Annotated in this window: 12 protein-coding genes and 2 tRNA genes; 11 read left to right on the forward strand and 3 right to left on the reverse strand. The window is 34.4% G+C overall.

The genetic code is table 11. The annotated features are described in order from the left end of the window. The first annotated feature begins 106 nt into the window (after window positions 1–106). A complete protein-coding gene (locus tag KCG49_RS13720; RefSeq protein WP_218547292.1) occupies window positions 107–2,548 on the forward strand; it encodes a helix-turn-helix domain-containing protein in 2,442 nt (813 codons plus the stop codon). Window positions 2,549–2,599: 51 nt separating this feature from the next. Here KCG49_RS13720 and KCG49_RS13725 read toward each other — a convergent pair whose 3' ends face one another. Beyond that, a complete protein-coding gene (locus KCG49_RS13725; protein ID WP_218547293.1) occupies window positions 2,600–3,742 on the reverse strand; it encodes an acyl-CoA dehydrogenase in 1,143 nt (380 codons plus the stop codon). 91 nt (window positions 3,743–3,833) lie between these two features. Here KCG49_RS13725 and KCG49_RS13730 point away from each other — a divergent pair, with 91 nt between their 5' ends. The 9 genes from KCG49_RS13730 to KCG49_RS13770 all read left to right on the forward strand — a co-directional run bounded on the left by KCG49_RS13730 (window position 3,834) and on the right by KCG49_RS13770 (window position 11,130). Next, on the forward strand, window positions 3,834–4,907 hold the full coding sequence (locus tag KCG49_RS13730; RefSeq protein ID WP_218547294.1) for an anhydro-N-acetylmuramic acid kinase: 1,074 nt from the start codon (window positions 3,834–3,836) through the stop codon (window positions 4,905–4,907). A gap of 71 nt (window positions 4,908–4,978) precedes the next feature. Then, on the forward strand, window positions 4,979–6,205 hold the full coding sequence (locus tag KCG49_RS13735; protein ID WP_218547382.1) for a Glu/Leu/Phe/Val dehydrogenase dimerization domain-containing protein: 1,227 nt from the start codon (window positions 4,979–4,981) through the stop codon (window positions 6,203–6,205). Between the two features lie 7 nt (window positions 6,206–6,212). Beyond that, a complete protein-coding gene (gene nhaD, locus KCG49_RS13740) occupies window positions 6,213–7,604 on the forward strand; it encodes a sodium:proton antiporter NhaD (RefSeq protein WP_218547295.1) in 1,392 nt (463 codons plus the stop codon). Window positions 7,605–7,668: 64 nt separating this feature from the next. Next, window positions 7,669–8,364 carry a MotA/TolQ/ExbB proton channel family protein gene (locus KCG49_RS13745; protein WP_218547297.1) on the forward strand — a complete coding sequence of 232 codons (696 nt, stop codon included), beginning with the start codon at window positions 7,669–7,671 and terminating at the stop codon, window positions 8,362–8,364. 1 nt (window position 8,365) lies between these two features. Beyond that, entirely contained in the window at window positions 8,366–8,758 is a 393-nt protein-coding gene (locus KCG49_RS13750; RefSeq protein WP_218547298.1) for an ExbD/TolR family protein, read from the forward strand. Between the two features lie 46 nt (window positions 8,759–8,804). Next, on the forward strand, window positions 8,805–9,653 hold the full coding sequence (locus KCG49_RS13755; protein WP_218547299.1) for an energy transducer TonB: 849 nt from the start codon (window positions 8,805–8,807) through the stop codon (window positions 9,651–9,653). A 4-nt stretch (window positions 9,654–9,657) separates the two neighbouring features. Continuing rightward, window positions 9,658–10,875 (forward strand): bifunctional folylpolyglutamate synthase/dihydrofolate synthase, encoded by a 1,218-nt coding sequence (locus KCG49_RS13760; protein ID WP_218547300.1) that lies wholly within the window; start codon window positions 9,658–9,660, stop codon window positions 10,873–10,875. A 64-nt stretch (window positions 10,876–10,939) separates the two neighbouring features. Then, window positions 10,940–11,014 (forward strand) — tRNA-Val (locus tag KCG49_RS13765). A gap of 41 nt (window positions 11,015–11,055) precedes the next feature. Further along, a tRNA-Val gene (locus KCG49_RS13770) sits at window positions 11,056–11,130 on the forward strand. Between the two features lie 123 nt (window positions 11,131–11,253). Here the strand turns inward: KCG49_RS13770 and KCG49_RS13775 are convergent. Both KCG49_RS13775 and gldJ read right to left on the reverse strand, forming a co-directional pair. Then, window positions 11,254–12,534 (reverse strand): UDP-N-acetylmuramoyl-tripeptide--D-alanyl-D-alanine ligase, encoded by a 1,281-nt coding sequence (locus KCG49_RS13775; protein WP_218547301.1) that lies wholly within the window; start codon window positions 12,532–12,534, stop codon window positions 11,254–11,256. Between the two features lie 64 nt (window positions 12,535–12,598). After that, complete coding sequence (gene gldJ, locus KCG49_RS13780; RefSeq protein WP_218547302.1) at window positions 12,599–14,278, reverse strand: gliding motility lipoprotein GldJ; 1,680 nt, start codon at window positions 14,276–14,278, stop codon at window positions 12,599–12,601. Between the two features lie 326 nt (window positions 14,279–14,604). Between gldJ and porU the strand changes: the two genes are divergently transcribed. Then, the gene (gene porU / locus KCG49_RS13785; protein WP_218547303.1) at window positions 14,605–18,456 is read left to right on the forward strand and encodes a type IX secretion system sortase PorU; all 3,852 of its coding nucleotides are present in this window, start codon (window positions 14,605–14,607) and stop codon (window positions 18,454–18,456) included. Window positions 18,457–18,481 lie beyond the last annotated feature (25 nt).

The following is an 18,481-nucleotide window of genomic DNA, read 5'->3' on the forward strand; positions in this document are numbered from 1 at the left end:
TCCCGATTCTTGATAAAAGAATCGGGATTTTTTTGTTAGGAGTAGTTTTTATTCCGTTTTAAAAGTTTCAGATTTGTTATCTTCAAGATTTAGTAGACAAAGAGAAATGAAACAAAATAAAGAACTTGACCTTGCTTGGGATTTCGTTAATAATACAAGCAGAAATATCTTCTTAACTGGTAAAGCTGGAACTGGTAAAACTACGTTTTTACATAAATTAAAGTTCCAATCTCAAAAGCGAATGGTAGTTGTTGCACCAACAGGTGTTGCAGCTATTAATGCCAAAGGAGTTACTATCCATTCATTTTTCCAGTTGCCATTTGGACCAATTTTGCCTAATGGAGAATTGGATTCTTCATCAACTTTCAATAGAAAATTCAGTAAAACTAAAATCAACATTATCAAATCCTTAGATCTTTTGGTTATAGATGAAATAAGTATGGTAAGAGCAGATTTACTTGATGGAATCGATAGAACTTTAAAACGCTTTAAAAATAGGGACTTGCCATTTGGAGGAACACAATTATTGATGATAGGTGACCTCCAACAGTTATCACCGGTTGTTAAAGAGCAAGAATGGCAGTTGTTAGAACCATTTTATAAAAATGTATTTTTTTTTAGTAGTAAAGCGTACCAGAATTCTAATCCGATTACGATTGAGCTTAAGCATATTTATAGACAAGAAAATCCAATATTTATAAATATTCTTAATGAGATTAGAACTAATAAATTAAGTCAAGTTTCGGCAGACGAACTAAATAAAAGGTATCAACCCGATTTCAATCCAAATGAAAATGATGGGTATATTTCGCTAACGACTCACAACCATAAAGCAAACCGAATAAACAAGCAAGAGATTGAAAAACTAAAAGGTAAACCACAAGTATACAATGCCGTAGTTGAAGGAAAATTTCCAGAGCATTCGTATCCAAACAAAGAAGAATTAAAACTAAAAGTTGGTGCACAGGTAATGTTTATTAAAAATGATAGCTCACCTGATAAACGCTATTTCAACGGTAAAATTGGTAAAGTTATATTACTAGATGATGATGAAGTTGTAGTAAATTGCCCAGATGATGATTTTAATATCATTACAAAACCAGAAGTTTGGGAGAATATTAAATACACTGTAGATAAGGATACTAAAGCTATTTCTGAAGATAGGATTGGTAGTTATACACAAATGCCACTTCGTTTGGCGTGGTCAATAACCATTCATAAAAGTCAAGGTTTGACTTTTGAAAAAGCTATAATAGACGCTGAAGATGCGTTTGCTCACGGTCAAACTTATGTGGCACTTAGTCGCTGTAAGTCTTTGGATGGTTTAATACTTAAAAGTAAAATAACACCAAACCAAATTATTAGTAATAGTAATGTTACTTCATTTAATGAAAATGCAGAAGCTAACCAACCTGATGCAAAAATTCTTCAAGAGTCAAAGCGTACATTTCAATTAAGTTTAATTTCAGAGATTTTTAATTTTTATAAGTTTTTATACCCTGCAAATCGAATTTTGGATGTTTATTATAAAAACACAGGGAGCATTGAAGGTAATGTAGAAACACCTTTGACAACTATTAAAGATTCTATTGCCAATCTACTCAAAATAAGTAATTCTTTTAATAATCAATTGAAATCAATCGGAGATTTGGTAGATATCCCTGAATCAAATAACACACTACAAGAAAGATTTACTAAAGCTATCAAATATTTCGATGAGCAAACAAAAGCGACTATAGAAAATTCGTTACAAGCTTTAAGTTTTACTACAGATAACAAAGCCATAAACAAAGATATAACAAAACAGCTAGATACTTTGGAAGAGTTATTAGCAGCTAAACTATTATTTTTTGATGGCCTAAAAAATGGATTTAATGTTCAACATTTTTTAGAATTAAGAGCTCAAACTGTCTTTTTAGCTAAAGAAAAACCAAAGAAACAACACAAAATCATTATAAATAGTACTGCTAATATAGAACTCTTTGAGTTATTGAAAACCTTGAGAAACGAAATTGCTCAAAGAGAAGATTTAGTACATTTTCAAATTTTTACTCAGAAGTCTTTATATGCAATGTGTGAGATGTTGCCAACCACCAAACAAGAATTAAAAGCGATACATGGCATAGGTAAGACACGTATAGAGAATTACGGAACAGAAATACTACAAGTTATAAAAAGTTATTGCGAAGAAAATGAAATTGAAACCTCCCGTAATATTTCGGTATTTGAAGTTCCCAAAAAAGCAAAATTACAAAAAGGAGATACTAAGAAAGTTTCGTTGGAATTGTTTAAAAAAGGAAAATCTTTGGAAGAAATAGCCGAAGACCGAGAATTAAATCCTAATACAATATTTGGCCATTTAGCAAGTTTTATTCCTTCAGGAGAAGTAAAGGTCACAGACTTAATGCCAGAATCGCATTATTCAGAATTAAAAACAATTATTCCTACTAAAACTTTCGATAACCTTTCGGATCTAAAGCATCAACTTGATGAAAAATACTCTTATGGTGAATTGCGGTTAGTGGTTAATGAGCTTACTAATAATTAAAAAGACTTCAGAGTTAAATTCTGAAGCCTTTCAACATATTATTAAAAAGAGTTATTCTTTAATAACTCCTCTAGAAATTACAATTTTCTGTATTTCTGAAGTACCTTCATAAATCTGTGTAATTTTTGCATCTCGCATTAAGCGCTCTACATGATATTCTTTAACGAAACCATTACCACCGTGGATTTGCACAGCTTCAACCGTGTGTTCCATAGCCACTTTACTTGCATAGAGTTTTGCCATGGCACTAGACATATCGTAGTTATTCCCTTGATCTTTGTCCCAAGCTGCTTTCATAACTAATAGCCGCGCAGCTTCAATATCTGTATACATATCTGCTAGTTTAAACGCAATGGCTTGGTGATTGCAAATTTCTGTACCAAACGCTTTACGCTCCTTAGAATATTTCAATGCCAATTCATAAGCGCCAGCCGCAATTCCTAAGGCTTGTGCAGCAATACCAATTCGTCCACCAGATAAGGTTTTCATGGCGAATTTAAATCCAAATCCGTCTTCACCAATTCTATTTTCCTTAGGAACTTTAACATCATTAAACTGAAGTGTATGCGTATCACTTCCTCTAATTCCTAATTTATCTTCTTTAGGGCCAATATCAAAACCAGGCATTCCTTTTTCAACGATAAAGGCATTGATACCTCTATGTCCTTTTCCTCTATCGGTTTGTGCAATTACTAAATAAACATCAGAACGTCCACCATTTGTAATCCAATTCTTTGTACCATTAATTACATAATGATCTCCCATATCAATAGCTGTAGTTTTTTGCGAAGTCGCATCACTACCTGCTTCGGGTTCACTTAAGCAAAAAGCACCTATGTTTTCACCTGTAGCTAACTTGGTAAGATATTTTTGTTTTTGGTCTTCAGTACCAAAAGCTTCAAGACCATAGCAAACCAATGAATTATTTACAGAAACCATAACTGAAGCTGATGCATCTATTTTTGAAAGTTCTTCCATAATTAATACGTAAGAGATAGCATCCATACCACTTCCTCCGTATTTTGGATCTACCATAATACCCATAAATCCTAATTCGCCCATTTTACGAACCAATTCATCAGGAAAAGTTTGTGCATTGTCACGTTCTATAACGCCTGGTAGTAATTCGGTTTGTGCAAAATCGCGAGCTGCATCACGAATCATTAAATGTTCTTCTGTTAAGTTAAAGTCCATAAAATTGATTAATTATTGAATTGATAAAATTTTCATGCAAAGATAACTTTTTATTACGGTATTTTCAATAAGGAATAGTATTTTTACTAATATGATAAAGTCAGAATATAAGGTAGTCGCAGTAATGTCTGGAACGTCTTTGGATGGAATAGATCTCATTTTTGCTACTTACGTTTTTAATGGTATATGGGAATCTGAAATTCACCATAGTGAAACGATAAAATATACCAAAGACTGGAAACTGATTTTGAGTCAATTGGTTTATAAATCCAAGAATGAATTATGTAAGATAGACCAACAATATTCAGAGTATTTGGCAACTGTTATTTTAGGTTTTATTAATAAACATAAGCTTGAAAATATAGACTTTATTTCTTCTCATGGCCATACAGCTTTGCATCGACCAGAGGATGGCATGACACTCCAGATTGGCAATCAACAGATTTTAAGTGATGTTCTAAATGAAAAAGTAATATGTGATTATAGAGTGCAGGATGTTAAACTTGGTGGACAGGGTGCGCCTTTAGTGCCAATTGGTGATCGCTTGTTATTTCATCAATATGATTATTGCCTAAATTTAGGAGGCTTTGCGAATGTTTCATATGAAAATAATAATGAAATAGTAGCTTATGATATTTGCCCTGTGAATATTGTTCTGAATCATTATGTTTCAAAATTGAAATTAGAGTATGATGATAAAGGCAGAATAGCTTCAAAAGGAAACATTAATGAAGACTTATTATATCGGTTGAACACTTTGGAATTTTATCAGGAAGTACCCCCAAAATCTTTGGGTTTAGAGTGGGTTGAGGCTTATGTTTTTTCCATGATTGATTCGTTTAACATGCAAACTGAAAACGTTCTAAGAACTTTTGTAGAGCATATTGCCATTCAGATTTCTCAAAATTTAAAAATTAAGGATAGTGATGTTTTCGTCACTGGCGGCGGGGCTTACAATGAATTTTTAATGTCAAGATTAAAAAACTTTTCTAAGTCAGAAATTATAATTCCCAAAGCAGCCATAGTAGAATTTAAAGAGGCCTTAATTTTTGGACTTCTGGGAGTGCTAAGAGTTAGAAATGAAATTAATTGTCTCAAAAGTGTAACTGGCGCAAGTATTAATCATTCTTCAGGGAAGATTTTGATTCCCAGTACTCAAAATTAATGTTTATTTCATTTCAAAGGTACTAGAGTTTTTTATATTTGTTACAACTAACTTAACTAACATAATCATTGATAAAGAAATTACTTCAGACATACGAAAATAGACCGCCAGAAATCGTCTTTCATTGGAACGATTCTGAAACAGATGCAGAAGGTTGGACTGTTATAAATTCGCTTAGAGGTGGAGCAGCGGGAGGAGGCACAAGAATGCGAAAAGGATTGGACAGAAACGAGGTATTATCACTTGCAAAAACTATGGAAGTTAAGTTTACGGTTTCTGGCCCTAAAATTGGAGGAGCAAAATCTGGGATTAACTTCGATCCCCATGATCCAAGAAAAAAAGGGGTTTTGGAACGCTGGTATACTGCCGTTTCACCTTTATTGAAAAGTTATTATGGCACAGGAGGAGACCTCAATGTTGATGAAATCCATGAGGTGATACCAATTACGGAAGAGAGCGGGGTATGGCATCCGCAAGAAGGTGTTTTTGAAGGGCATTTTAAACCTTCTCAAGCTGATAAAATTAATAGAATTGGCCAGTTAAGGCAAGGTGTGATAAAGGTGCTTGAAAACCCAAAGTATTCACCAGACGTTACTCGGAAATACACTGTGGCAGATATGATTACAGGTTATGGTGTTGCGGTTGCTGCCAAGCATTTTTATGCTATTAAGGATGATTCTATAAAAGGGAAACGTGTTGTTGTTCAAGGTTTTGGTAATGTTGGTGCAGCAGCTGCATTTTACTTTGCTCAAATGGGAGCTAAAGTGGTCGGTATTATTGATCGTGTAGGCGGACTGATTAACACTGAAGGTTTTACTTTTAAGGAAATTACGGATTTATATCTGCGAAAAAATGGGAATACACTTATCGCTGATGATCTTATTCCTTTTGAAGAGATCAATGAGAAAATATGGTCTTTAAAGACTGAAGTTTTCGCACCATGCGCAGCCTCAAGGTTAATTACACAAGATCAAATAGATGAGATGATAAATACTGGTCTAGAGGTTATTACTTGCGGAGCCAACGTGCCTTTTGCAGATAAGGAAATTTTCTTCGGGCCAATAATGGAGCATACGGATCAAAAAGTAAGTTTAATACCAGATTTCATTTCAAATTGTGGTATGGCTAGAGTCTTTGCATATTTTATGGAGCGCAAAGTTTTAATGACCGACGAAGCTATTTTTAATGACACCTCAAAGGTTATCAAAAAAGCTTTAAAAGAAGTACACAAAAATAATCCTACTAAAATTGGTGTGAGCGAAACAGCTTTTGAGATTGCACTGAGACAACTAATTTAAAACTACTATGGAAACTGTAATAATTCTTGTTTTTGTTTTTGGCTATTTAGCCATTACTTTAGAACACAATATTAAGATAGATAAATTAATTCCGGCTTTGGTTATGATGGCCATAAGTTGGGCTTTGATTTCTCTTGGCATCGACGACTTCTCACAATGGTTTGATTCGGCCAAGCATAACTTAATGGATAATTTCGGTTTGCTTCCTCATGAAGAAAAAATGCATCTCATGGAAGAGACTTTACTTCATCATTTAGGTAAAACGGCAGAAATATTAGTCTTTCTATTGGGAGCAATGACCATAGTAGAAATTATAGATTATTTTGATGGCTTCTCAACTATTAAGAACTCAGTAAATTTTAATAGTAGGAAAAAATTATTATGGATGTTTGCTATTTTGGCATTTGTATTATCTGCAATCATTGATAATCTTACAGCTACAATAGTGTTGATATCCATTTTGCAAAAAATCGTAAAAGATAGAAGTATTAGAATATGGTTTGCAGGTTTAATTATTATCGCTGCAAATGCTGGTGGAGCTTGGTCGCCAATTGGTGATGTTACGACTACCATGCTTTGGATTGGTGATAAAGTTTCTACGGGTAATTTATTTATATACCTGTTTATACCTTCATTGTTGTGTATGGTTGTGCCAACGTTTATAGCTTCAATGCTTAAACCTTTTAAGGGAACTTTGGAGTTACAAGCGGCGGATGATAAACCAAAGAATAAATTCAGTTCTACAATGTTGTTTTTAGGACTTGGGGCCATTGTCTTTGTTCCTGTTTTTAAAGTAATTACACATTTACCACCATATGTTGGTATGATGCTATCGCTAGGCGTTGTTGCAATTTTTGCTGAGATTTATAGTAACTCTAAGTTTGCGATCTCTACGGTGACTTCGGATGAGCACTCGTCACATGCAAGTCATAGTCCTGTACACTATTCATTATCTAAAATTGAGTTGCCAAGTATCTTATTTTTCTTAGGAATTTTAATGGCCGTGGCGGCTTTGGAGTCTTTAGGTATTCTTTTTGGTTTTGCAGGTTCTTTACAAGAGACCATGCCAATGTTGAGTACAGAACCTGTTGGAACAAGTGTTTCTGACCTAGTTGTGTTATTGTTGGGTGTAGGTTCGGCGGTAATTGATAATGTACCTTTGGTAGCTGCAAGTTTGGGTATGTTCTCTCAACCATTAGATGATCAATTATGGCATTTTATAGCCTATTCTGCAGGTACAGGTGGAAGCATGCTGATTATTGGTTCTGCAGCTGGTGTTGTGGCAATGGGAATGGAAAAAATAGATTTTTTCTGGTATCTTAAGAAAATATCCTGGTTGGCATTAGTAGGCTTTTTAGCTGGTGCAATTGCCTTCATAGTAATGAGAGGTATTATCTAAACATACTTAAGTAAAAAACTTAACGTTATAATTTACAGAAACTTTTAAACTTAAAACGTATTATATGATATTACTAAGTAATATTCAAGATGAAGTGGATGTTCTAACAGATGGTGAATCCGTTGAAAAAACATTATCCATTATAGAGCTTATTACGAGCGGGGGAACATCTGGTATGGTGATTATCCTTATTCTATTCTTACTTCTCATCGTGGCGACTTACATTTATTTTGAACGTATTTTTGCTATAAAGGCAGCTTCTAAAGTTGATTCTAATTTTATGAATCAAATAAAAGATCATGTTAGTAATGGTAAAATAGATTCTGCACAAATGTTGTGTGCGCAACAGAATTCACCTGTATCTCGCTTAATAGCAAAAGGAATTACCAGAATTGGTAAACCGCTTGAAGATATTAATACGGCGATTGAAAATGCTGGACGACTAGAGGTTTACAGCCTTGAGAAAAATGTTAGTGTTTTGGCAACAATCTCTGGGGTAGCACCAATGATAGGTTTCTTAGGTACAGTAGTCGGTATGATTCTCTCTATTTTTGAATTGGCCAATGCTGGGGGAACCATACAAATGGATGTTTTAGCAAGTGGCTTATACACAGCAATGACTACAACGGTTGGAGGATTAATCGTTGGTATTATAGCATATGTAGCTTATAACCATATCGTCGTAAAAACCAATAAGGTGGTATACCAAATGGAAGCTAACTCAGTAGAATTTTTAGATCATTTAAACGAACCTATCTAAAATGAACATTAGAGGACGAAATAAGGTAACACCAGAATTCAATATGGCATCAATGACCGATATTGTATTTTTGTTGTTGATCTTTTTTATGATTGCTTCAACGTTGGTGACCACGAATGCCATTGACATTATTTTGCCAAAAGCTAGTGGTAAAACTGAAAACAAAAAGTCCACAGCGGTAAGCATCAAAAAGGATTTAACCTATTATATCGATCAGAAACGTGTTGGGGAAAGTGTTTTAGAGAGTCAGTTGATTTCTATTTTATCAAAACAAGAAACACCGACAATTGTATTAAGAGCAGAAAAATCTGTACCAGTTGAAAATGTGGTAAAGGTTATGGACATTGCCAATCGCAACAAGTTTAAAGTGATACTGGCAGTAAAGCCAAACTAAACGGCATCATTTTTGAAACTATACTAAATAAAGATAAAGTGCTGAAATGAAATATTTTGAGACTAAACATCAACGTAATTCAGCAAGAATCACTGCCTTAATAGCATTGATTCTCTTCTTGTTGCTGTTTTTTGTTGGACCTCAATATTTAGATCCACCAGAAGAATACGGAGTAGCAGTCAACTTTGGCACCACGGATTTTGGAAGTGGGAACAAACCATTGGCTCAGCCTAGAAAAGCAGTAGAAGATAAGGCAGTAGAAGAAACACCGCCGGAAACGTCCAAAGCAGAACCTAATGAAGCAAATACTAAAACCGAAGAGGTTATGACGGCAGAAAATGCCGAAGCTATTGCTATAAAAAAACAAAAAGAAGCCGAGGCTAAAGCTAAGGCAGAAGCAGAGCGTATTGAACGTGAAAAGAGAGAGGCTGAAGAACGAAAGAAACGTGAAGAAGCCGAAAAGAAAAAGAAGCTAGACAATCTAATAGGAGGTGTTAAAAACGCTGATGGAAATGATGATGGAAGAGAAGGGCCAGATAATAAAGGAGGAAATAAAGGACAATTAGATGGCGACCCTTATGCTCCAAGTTATTTTGGTGGATCTGGTCCAGGGAAAGGTGGTGTTGGTTATGGTTTAGGTGGTAGAGGAAAACCATCACGTAAAGTTTATAAACAAGATTGTAATGAATACGGTCTAGTGGTGGTTAAGATAGAAGTAAATAGACAAGGAAAGGTTGTTGAAGCCACACCAGGGATTCGGGGAACTACAAACACGCATCCTTGTTTATTGGAACCGGCAAAAAAGATTGCATTATCTCATAAATGGCCTTCAGATCCTGATGCGCCAGCAAAGCAAATAGGTTTTGTAAGTATTAATTTTGATTTGGGCCAATAGTTTTATGAATTACAAAGATACTGTCAATTGGATGTTTCGGCAATTGCCAATGTATCAGAATAAGGGTAAATCAGCTTATAAAGAAGATTTATCCAATATACTCTTACTTTCAGGGCATTTAGGGAATCCACAAGAAAATTTTAAGTCCATTCATGTCGCCGGAACAAATGGTAAAGGTTCTACCAGTCATATGTTAGCCTCTATACTTCAGGAAGCTGGTTATAAAATAGGTTTATACACATCCCCTCATTTAAAAGACTTTAGAGAACGTATCCGTATTAACGGCAAAGTTATTAATAAACAATTTGTTATTGGTTTTGTTAGAAGGAATAAAGTTTTTTTAGAGCGAAATCAATTATCTTTTTTTGAAATGACAGTGGGGATGGCTTTCAACTATTTCAGCAAGCAAGAAGTGGATATAGCTGTAATTGAAGTTGGTTTGGGCGGGCGATTAGATTCTACAAACGTTATCACTCCAGAATTATCTGTAATTACAAATATAGGTTTTGACCATATGAAGTTTTTGGGTAATACACTTGAAAAGATTGCTGGTGAAAAAGCAGGAATCATAAAACAGAATATTCCGGTAGTGATTGGTGAAACGCAAAAGGAAACCAAAACAATATTTAAAACTAAAGCTAAAGCCGTAAATTCTACCATTTATTTTGCAGATCAATTGGTGAATTCTGTTTTAGAATCTGATTTAAAAGGAAGTTATCAAACGCATAATATTAAAACGGTGATTCAATCCATTACAGTTTTGAGAGAATCAGGATTTCAAATTTCTGAATCGGAATTGAAAAAAGGACTTTTAAGCGTTATTAAGAATACTGGGTTACAAGGTCGGTGGCAAGTATTAGGGCAAAATCCAAAAATCATTTGCGATACAGCTCATAACAGAGAAGGATTGACTCAAGTAATGGAGCAATTACAGTCCGAGCAATTCGATAAATTACATATAGTTTTCGGAGTGGTTAATGACAAAGATTTAAATGCTTTAATTCCATTGCTTCCTGTGAATGCTACTTATTATTTATGTAAACCCGATATTCAGCGAGGGTTAGATGCCAAAGAATTACAATCAGTATTTACAAAATATGGTTTAATAGGAAACACTTACCAAAGTGTAGAAATAGCTTATAGATCTGCAATATTCAATGCGAAAAAAGATGACTTGATTTATGTTGGAGGCAGTACTTTCGTGGTGGCCGAAATAATTTAGTTTTTTTTATAAAAAACCTTTTGAGATTTTAAAAACTAATCTATATTTGCAGTCCTAATAATTAGGGCGCGTAGCTCAGTTGGTTCAGAGCACTTGGTTTACACCCAAGGGGTCAGGGGTTCGAATCCCTTCGCGCCCACAAAAGTTCACAGAAATGTGAACTTTTTTTATTTAAACTTAGGGTCATTAACTCAGTTGGTTTAGAGTGTTACCTTGACAGGGTAGAAGTCACTGGTTCGAATCCAGTATGACCCACGTAAAACAGAATCCCGATTTACCTTAGTAAATCGGGTTTTTTTTATTTGTAGAAACGGTTTTGGCCCCATAGCGTAGTTAAACCAAAGGCAATAATTGCTTGTACATTCATTATTCATTATATCAAATAAATTCCAAAATTCGTTCTAAAGCCATTCCTCTAGAGCCTTTAATCAATACTGTAGAAGCCTTTAAATTGAGAGTTTCTATAATAGGTTTTAAGTCTTCAAAGGATGAAAACGTATGTGTCGTTTTTTGTGTTTTGGTATTAAAGAAGTTTTCACCAATCAAAAAGATGTTTTCATCAAAATTAGATTCAACAAAATCTGTTATAGCCTGATGCTCTTTTTCCGCTTCATCACCAAGTTCAAACATATCGCCGAGAAAAAGATATTTATTATTTGCTTCTAATTGTTTAAGGTTATTAAGTGCGGCTAACATACTTGTTGGGTTGGCATTGTAAGCATCTAAAATAATCTTGGTTGTGCCTCTTTCAATAATTTCTGACCGATTATTGTCTGGCTGATAATTTTCAATGGCTGTTTTAATGTTTTTTGTAGAAATATTAAAATGTTGCCCAATAACTGCAGCCACAGCTATATTTCCATAATTATAGTTGCCTATAAGTTTACTTTTAATTTCAATACCGTTGTATTTTAAGGAAACAAAAGGGTCGGCTGAGATAAATTCGATATTACAATCGTTTTTAGGACTAGAGCCGAATGTAATTGTATTTGTATAGTTATTAATCTGTTTAACTTGAGTAGGATCATCTGTGTTTATAAAAGCTATTTTTTCATTGTGCTTTATATAATCGTATAATTCAGATTTACCTTTTATTACGCCTTCTACACCACCAAAACCTTCTAGGTGTGCTTTTCCGAAGTTAGTAATTAGCCCATAATCTGGTTGGGCTATATTTGACAAGAATTCAATTTCATTTTGGTGGTTGGCTCCCATTTCTACAATGCCAAAATCTAAATCATTTGTAAAGTCTAATAACGTTAGTGGAACACCTATATGATTGTTAAGGTTGCCTTTTGTAGCACCAACTTTATATTGTGTTGATAAAACAGAAAATATAAGTTCTTTAGTTGTGGTTTTGCCATTACTTCCTGTTAAAGAAATAATGGGAATACCTATTTCATTTCTATGATATGTTGCTAAGTTTTGAAGTGCTGTCAACACATCGTCTACTAAAATACAGTTATCATTTACAACAGCGCTTTTGTCATCTACAATGCAATATTTTGCACCACCATCAAAAGCTCTGTTAACAAACTTGTTACCATCAAAGTTGTTTCCTTTTAGAGCAAAGTAAATGCATGCTTTTTGTAATTTTCTGGTATCTGTACATACACCATTACTTTCCTCAAATTTTTGATATATCGATTCAATTTCCATAGGCTTAAAAATAAAAAAGTCCTGATAAATTTATCAGGACTTTTCTAAATATTATTTAACGTTATTAATTACGCTTCTTTCCGCCTTTTTGTGACTTAGAACCTACTCTAGATACTGCGCATCTAAAGCCAATATAGTCTGTAGCCATATCTTGAGGGAAGTAACGACGCTGTGCAGGATCTAACCAATACGCTCTATCTCTCCAAGACCCACCTTTAAAGACTCTGACCTCATCATTGATTAAAGATGTTCTGTTATTGGATTTGTCATATTGTCTAACAAGTTTGCCCTCAGCAGAATCTACCTCTACTCTATGCTTTGGTGAGTTATACATTTTGCCAGTAGTGTTAGTTCTATCATCAGATTCGTCAAAGCTTTCTCTGTAATAACGTGAAGAACGCTTGTCTCCATCCCTAAAGTTTCTGTTATCACTTCTATCGAACTGTGTTCTTAAATACGTTTCTTTTTCGTCAACTGGGATTTTTGCAATCTCTCCTGGTAAATCTCTAGCAATAATTTTACCGTTTGGTAGAGTGTCGTAAACAATTTCATCAACTGTAACTATTTTTACAGTACCATCTTCGTTTAGAGCATTTTTAGTATACACATTACCTCTGTAATAATTGAAGTCATTAAATTCATCATCTACTATTGGACGATAGACATCAGCTACCCACTCTGCAACATTACCTGCCATATCGTATAAACCATAGTCATTAGGTTGGTAAGATTTAACCTCAGCTGTAATGTCAGCTCCGTCATCAGACCATCCTGCAATTCCACCAAAATCACCTTTACCTTGTTTAAAGTTGGCTAATTGGTCACCACGATTAACTCGTTTACCAGATCTGGTGTATTGTCCATCCCAAGGATATTTTTTACGTCCTCTATAGACATTGTATTCTCTCAATTCACTTAAACCTAAAGCAGCATATTCCCATTCTGCTTCAGTTGGTAGTCTGTATTTTACAGGAATCAATCCAGATTCTCTATTGGCATATATATTAATTGGGTTACCTTCAGCATCAGTTTGTTGTCTTCGCTTACCTCCTTCTAAAACTTCAGAGTTTCCTCCATAAGTTTGTGTTGGTGCATTAATGTATGTGTCAACATCAAAAGTACTTTCTGCACTTAAATCTGTGTATTGTGCGTCTCTTTTAATATAGCCAGCCTCTTGTAAAGACATTTCAGCTACACGGTTAGACCTCCAATTTGCATATTCTACAGCTTGTATCCAACTTACTCCAACAACAGGATAATTTGCATAGCCAGGATGACGTAGATAATTCTCAGTCATCATTTCATTATAACCTAAACGATTTCTCCATACTAAAGTATCTGGAAGAGCTCCATTGTATATCAAAGAATAGTTTGGATCGTCTGGTGGATATACATTCTTTACATAATCTAAATAAAATAGATAATTAAGGTTGGTCACTTCATTCTCATCCATGTAAAATGATTGCACATGCTGCTGATTTGGAGTATTATTCCAATCGTGCATAGGATCATCTTGTACCTTACCCATAGTAAATGTTCCTCCTTCTACAAATGCAGTACCTGGAGGTGTTTCTTGTTCTTTAAAGTTGGTATTGTATTGAAAACCACCGTTTTTGTCGTTGATTTTCCAGCCCGTAGCACTATCAACATTATTAGAATTAGACGATCGCTTACAGCTCACAATAGTGGCGCAAAGCGTTAGTGCTATTAAAAATTTTAGGTTTGAGACATTTTTCATATCCATACGTTTAAGTAAGCGCGTTTAATTTTAGTTCCGCAATATAACAATTAAAGGTAAACTGACAACTTTTTTTCGCATCAAAATTCAAAAAAATATGCATTTCATCCTTTTTTTTGAACACGATAACGGATATTTAGTCAATTTATCGGCGCATTTTGCTTCTTAATAACGAGCATTAAAATAAATTATTGTTGTATTTTTGAAATAAAAATTGAAGCTCCATAATAAGCTACTGTTGTAGGCGTTATTTTAATGTGAATTTATATAAGTTATCAGGTTAGTGATGCATATTTATAAATTTACTGAAGATAAAAACCAATATTTTATAAATGAAAAATTGCTATATTTTTCTTTGTTTCTTTTCCTCATTATCTTTTTTTGGGCAACAAAAGCAATTTAATATTCAATGGAATGGTGTAAAGACACTTGAAACTGAATATGGGAAAATTCAAGTTCCTTCTTTTGATGCCAAACATTTTAATTATGATGATGAAAGAGGTCTTACTTTTTTTGTACAATGGGATAATAAAGGAAGCCTATTGGATAATAATTCTGTAGTATTGTCTAATGTGTCTTACCAAACCATTGGTGAAGCTGATCTTAAGAATTTAAGTACGCAACTTGTGCCGAGTGCACTAAAGTATCAATTATATAATACAAATGCCAGAGGTAAACGTTCTTGTTATTTTGAAATAAGTCCGATAATTAAGGACAGAGGCGTATTTAAGAAAATAGTATCATTTACCATAAAATATAATACACTAGCTAGTCGTAATAATATTACGATGAAAAATCAGATAACCAATTCAGTTTTAAGTACTGGAGATTGGTACCGTTTTTATATTGAGGAGTCTGGTGTATATAGACTAACCAAAAGTTTTTTGAGTAGCTTAGGAATCAATACAAATAATGTCAATCCGAGACAAATAAAAATATATGGCAATGGAGGTAGAATGCTGCCTTATCAAAACGCTGAGAGCTATCCGTTTGATGTTGTGGAAAATGCTGTAAAATTTGTAGGAGAAGAAGACGGTAGCTTTGATAGTAACGATTACATACTGTTTTATGGTGAAGGACCGACAACATACAGCGAAGAGAGTAACACCAATTTAAATCTTTACACAGATAAAACATATTATTACGTTAATATAAGCTCAGGAAATGGCAAGCGTATTCAGTCAATGCCAAGCATTAACAGTACAGCGGATATTCAAATCAGTACTTTTCAAGACTACCAGTTTTACGAAGTCGATGAACACAATTTAGCAAAGCTTGGAAGACGTTGGTTTGGTGACGAATTTGATATTGAGAATCAACGTGTTTATGAGTTTCAGTTTCCTAATTTAGTAACAAGTGAGCCCGTAAGCTTTGATATAGCTGTTGGTTCAGTTTCTGAGACTGTAGGTAGTACAATGGCAATTAATGTTAACGGAAATTTAGTTAGTAGCCTATTGTTTACTCCCATTAGTCCAGGTTCTGTATTGGCATCTGCATCTGCTTACAGTAATGATATTAATATATCTTCTGACGCAATTACAGTAACATTAGATTATAACAATAATGGAAATCCTTCGGCCAAGGCCTATTTAGATTACATTAATATTGAAGCTACGAGAAGTTTAGCTTATGCTGGGGAACAAATGGTTTTTAAGAATAGAGATGTTGCTGCAACTCCTGGAATAGCAGAATATATCTTATCCAATGCTGCTTCAGTTGATGAAATTTGGGACATCACAGATCGATTTAATGTTACCAACACTCTAAATTCTGAAAATCAGAATAGCTGGTCTTTTAAGGCACAATCTGGAGAAGAGCGTGTGTATTTGGCCTTTTCGGGCTCAAATGTCTTACAGCCTAAAAAAGAATCGCAATCTAGAGTTTCAAACCAAAATTTAAAAGGCACCATTTTTAACAATGCGCAAGGCGCTTTTGAAGATATCGACTACATTATATTATCTCCATCACAGCTCATTTCCCAGGCCGAGCGTTTAGCACAGATCAATAGAGATCAATACAATTTAAATGTAAAAGTGGTTGATCTTCAAACCATTTATAATGAATTTAGTACGGGTAGCCAAGATATTGCTGCATTGCGAAATTTTGTTAAATATGTTTACGACAACGCAAGCATACCAAGTAGAAGATTAAAGTACTTGTGTCTGTTTGGTGAAGGTTCATATGATTACAAAGATAGGTTACGCAATAACACTAACTTAGTGCCATCTTGGTACACCAATAACAGTTTTAGTCTTACCAATTCCTTTGTTTCAGATGACTTCTATGCCATGCTAGATGAAGAAGAAGGTACAATGGTGCTTTCCGATAGAATGGATATTGCAGTAGGGAGAATATTGGCAGAAGACGTGCAACGGGCAAAAGAAATGGTCGATAAGATCCAAGCCTACTATCAAGCGGAAGCTTACGGAAGTTGGAGAAATAACGTAATTCTTATTTCAGACGATGTAGATGTACAGTGGGAAAGAATTTTACAGGAAACTACTGATGGCTTGGGAACTGCTCTAGAAGATGAGAAACCCTTTTTAAATGTCACAAAGATTCATTCGGATGCTTTTGAACAAGAATCCTCTGTTGCAGGTGATCGGTACCCAAAAGTCAATAAGGCCGTTAAAGATGCTATTGAGGTTGGTGCTTTGGTTGTAAATTATTTTGGTCATGGTGGTGAAAATGGTCTGGCTAAAGAGCGTATTTTTGATAAATTCGACTCACAAGAAGTCAATAATGTCTGTAAGTTCAATTTGTTTGTTACCGTGACTTGTGAATACACAAAATTTGATGATCCCGATAGAGATACTGCTGGCGAATTTACGTTTTGGAATAAAAATGGTGGTGCTATTGGTCTTATTACTACAACACGACAAATTTTTGTAACCACAGGAGTTAATTTTAATGAGACATTAGATAACTATGTTTTTGCCTTTGGTTCTAATAATTATCCGTCAATAGGTGAGGCTTTACGATTAACAAAAATAGATAATAGTATAGGAGGCTCATCACAGAAAAGGTTAGTATTCTTAATTGGTGATCCAGCTATGAAACTGGCCTTTGCCGAACCAAATATTAGGCTTACTAGAGTTAATGATGTGGAAATTACACAACCTATAGATACACTTAAAGCACTAAGTTACACAAAGCTTGCAGGAGAAGTTACTGATGTTAACGGAAATCTTATTTCTAATTATAATGGTGTTTTAACTGCGACAGTTTTCGATAAGAAAATCGGACGCCAAACACTAGCAAATGATGGCATAACTGATAGTAATGGTCAAATTATATTAGATTACACAACACTCGGGGAAATTATATTTAAAGGTCAAGCGAGTATAACAAACGGTCAATTTGAGTTCGATTTTGTCGTACCAAGAGATATTGGCATTCCTGTAGATAATGGTAAAGTGAGTTTTTATGCGCAGACTACGAATCCGCTATCGGATCGAGCAGGTGCCAATTTTGATATTAAAGTAGGTGGTATTAATGAAAATGCGCCAGAGGATAATATTGGTCCGGTAATCAATTTATTTATGAATGATGAAAACTTTGTTTCTGGAGGTATTACAAATGAGTCTCCTTCTTTGTTGGCAAAGCTTCAGGACGATAATGGTATCAATACCGCAAGTGGAATAGGGCACGATATTACGGCAATTATTGATGGAGATGAAACCAATCCGATAGTACTTAATGATTACTATCAAGCCAATGTAGATGATTATACCAATGGTACTGTTTCATATCCGTTTAGAGATTTAGAGCCAGGATTGCATACCTTAACACTAAAAGCCTGGGATGTTTATAATAATTCTTCAACGGCTGAAATTCAGTTTACAGTTTTTGACAAGGACGAACAATTGGTGGTAAAGAATGTGCTTAACTACCCTAATCCATTTGTAAATTACACAGAATTTTGGTTTAACCACAATAGTGTGGAACCTTTGGACGTTTCAGTACAGATATTTACAATTTCGGGTAAATTGGTAAGAACGCTTAATGGGCAAACTACAGGAGGTAGTAAATCCGTAAGTTCTCTGTCAAAAGACATTGTATGGGATGGAAGAGATGATTTTGGAGATAAAATAGGAAAAGGAGTCTATGTCTATAAACTAAAAGTGAAGTCTAACAGTTTAAATAAGCAAGTTGAAAAAATTCAAAAACTTGTTATACTCTAATAATAAATTATATTTGCTAACGAAT

It is taken from the genome of Winogradskyella luteola (genome assembly GCF_019203985.1).
Taxonomy (GTDB): domain Bacteria; phylum Bacteroidota; class Bacteroidia; order Flavobacteriales; family Flavobacteriaceae; genus Winogradskyella; species Winogradskyella luteola.

Excerpts from the sequence above, each read along its gene's own strand:
- KCG49_RS13775 (WP_218547301.1), bottom strand. The coding sequence starts at position 12,534 with ATGGAAATTGAATCGATATATCAAAAATTTGAGGAAAGTAATGGTGTA.
- KCG49_RS13725 (WP_218547293.1), bottom strand. The coding sequence starts at position 3,742 with ATGGACTTTAACTTAACAGAAGAACATTTAATGATTCGTGATGCAGCT.
- KCG49_RS13745 (WP_218547297.1), top strand. The coding sequence starts at position 7,669 with ATGATATTACTAAGTAATATTCAAGATGAAGTGGATGTTCTAACAGAT.
- porU (WP_218547303.1), top strand. The coding sequence starts at position 14,605 with ATGAAAAATTGCTATATTTTTCTTTGTTTCTTTTCCTCATTATCTTTT.
- nhaD (WP_218547295.1), top strand. The coding sequence starts at position 6,213 with ATGGAAACTGTAATAATTCTTGTTTTTGTTTTTGGCTATTTAGCCATT.
- KCG49_RS13750 (WP_218547298.1), top strand. The coding sequence starts at position 8,366 with ATGAACATTAGAGGACGAAATAAGGTAACACCAGAATTCAATATGGCA.
- KCG49_RS13760 (WP_218547300.1), top strand. The coding sequence starts at position 9,658 with ATGAATTACAAAGATACTGTCAATTGGATGTTTCGGCAATTGCCAATG.
- KCG49_RS13730 (WP_218547294.1), top strand. The coding sequence starts at position 3,834 with ATGATAAAGTCAGAATATAAGGTAGTCGCAGTAATGTCTGGAACGTCT.
- KCG49_RS13720 (WP_218547292.1), top strand. The coding sequence starts at position 107 with ATGAAACAAAATAAAGAACTTGACCTTGCTTGGGATTTCGTTAATAAT.
- gldJ (WP_218547302.1), bottom strand. The coding sequence starts at position 14,278 with ATGGATATGAAAAATGTCTCAAACCTAAAATTTTTAATAGCACTAACG.
- KCG49_RS13755 (WP_218547299.1), top strand. The coding sequence starts at position 8,805 with ATGAAATATTTTGAGACTAAACATCAACGTAATTCAGCAAGAATCACT.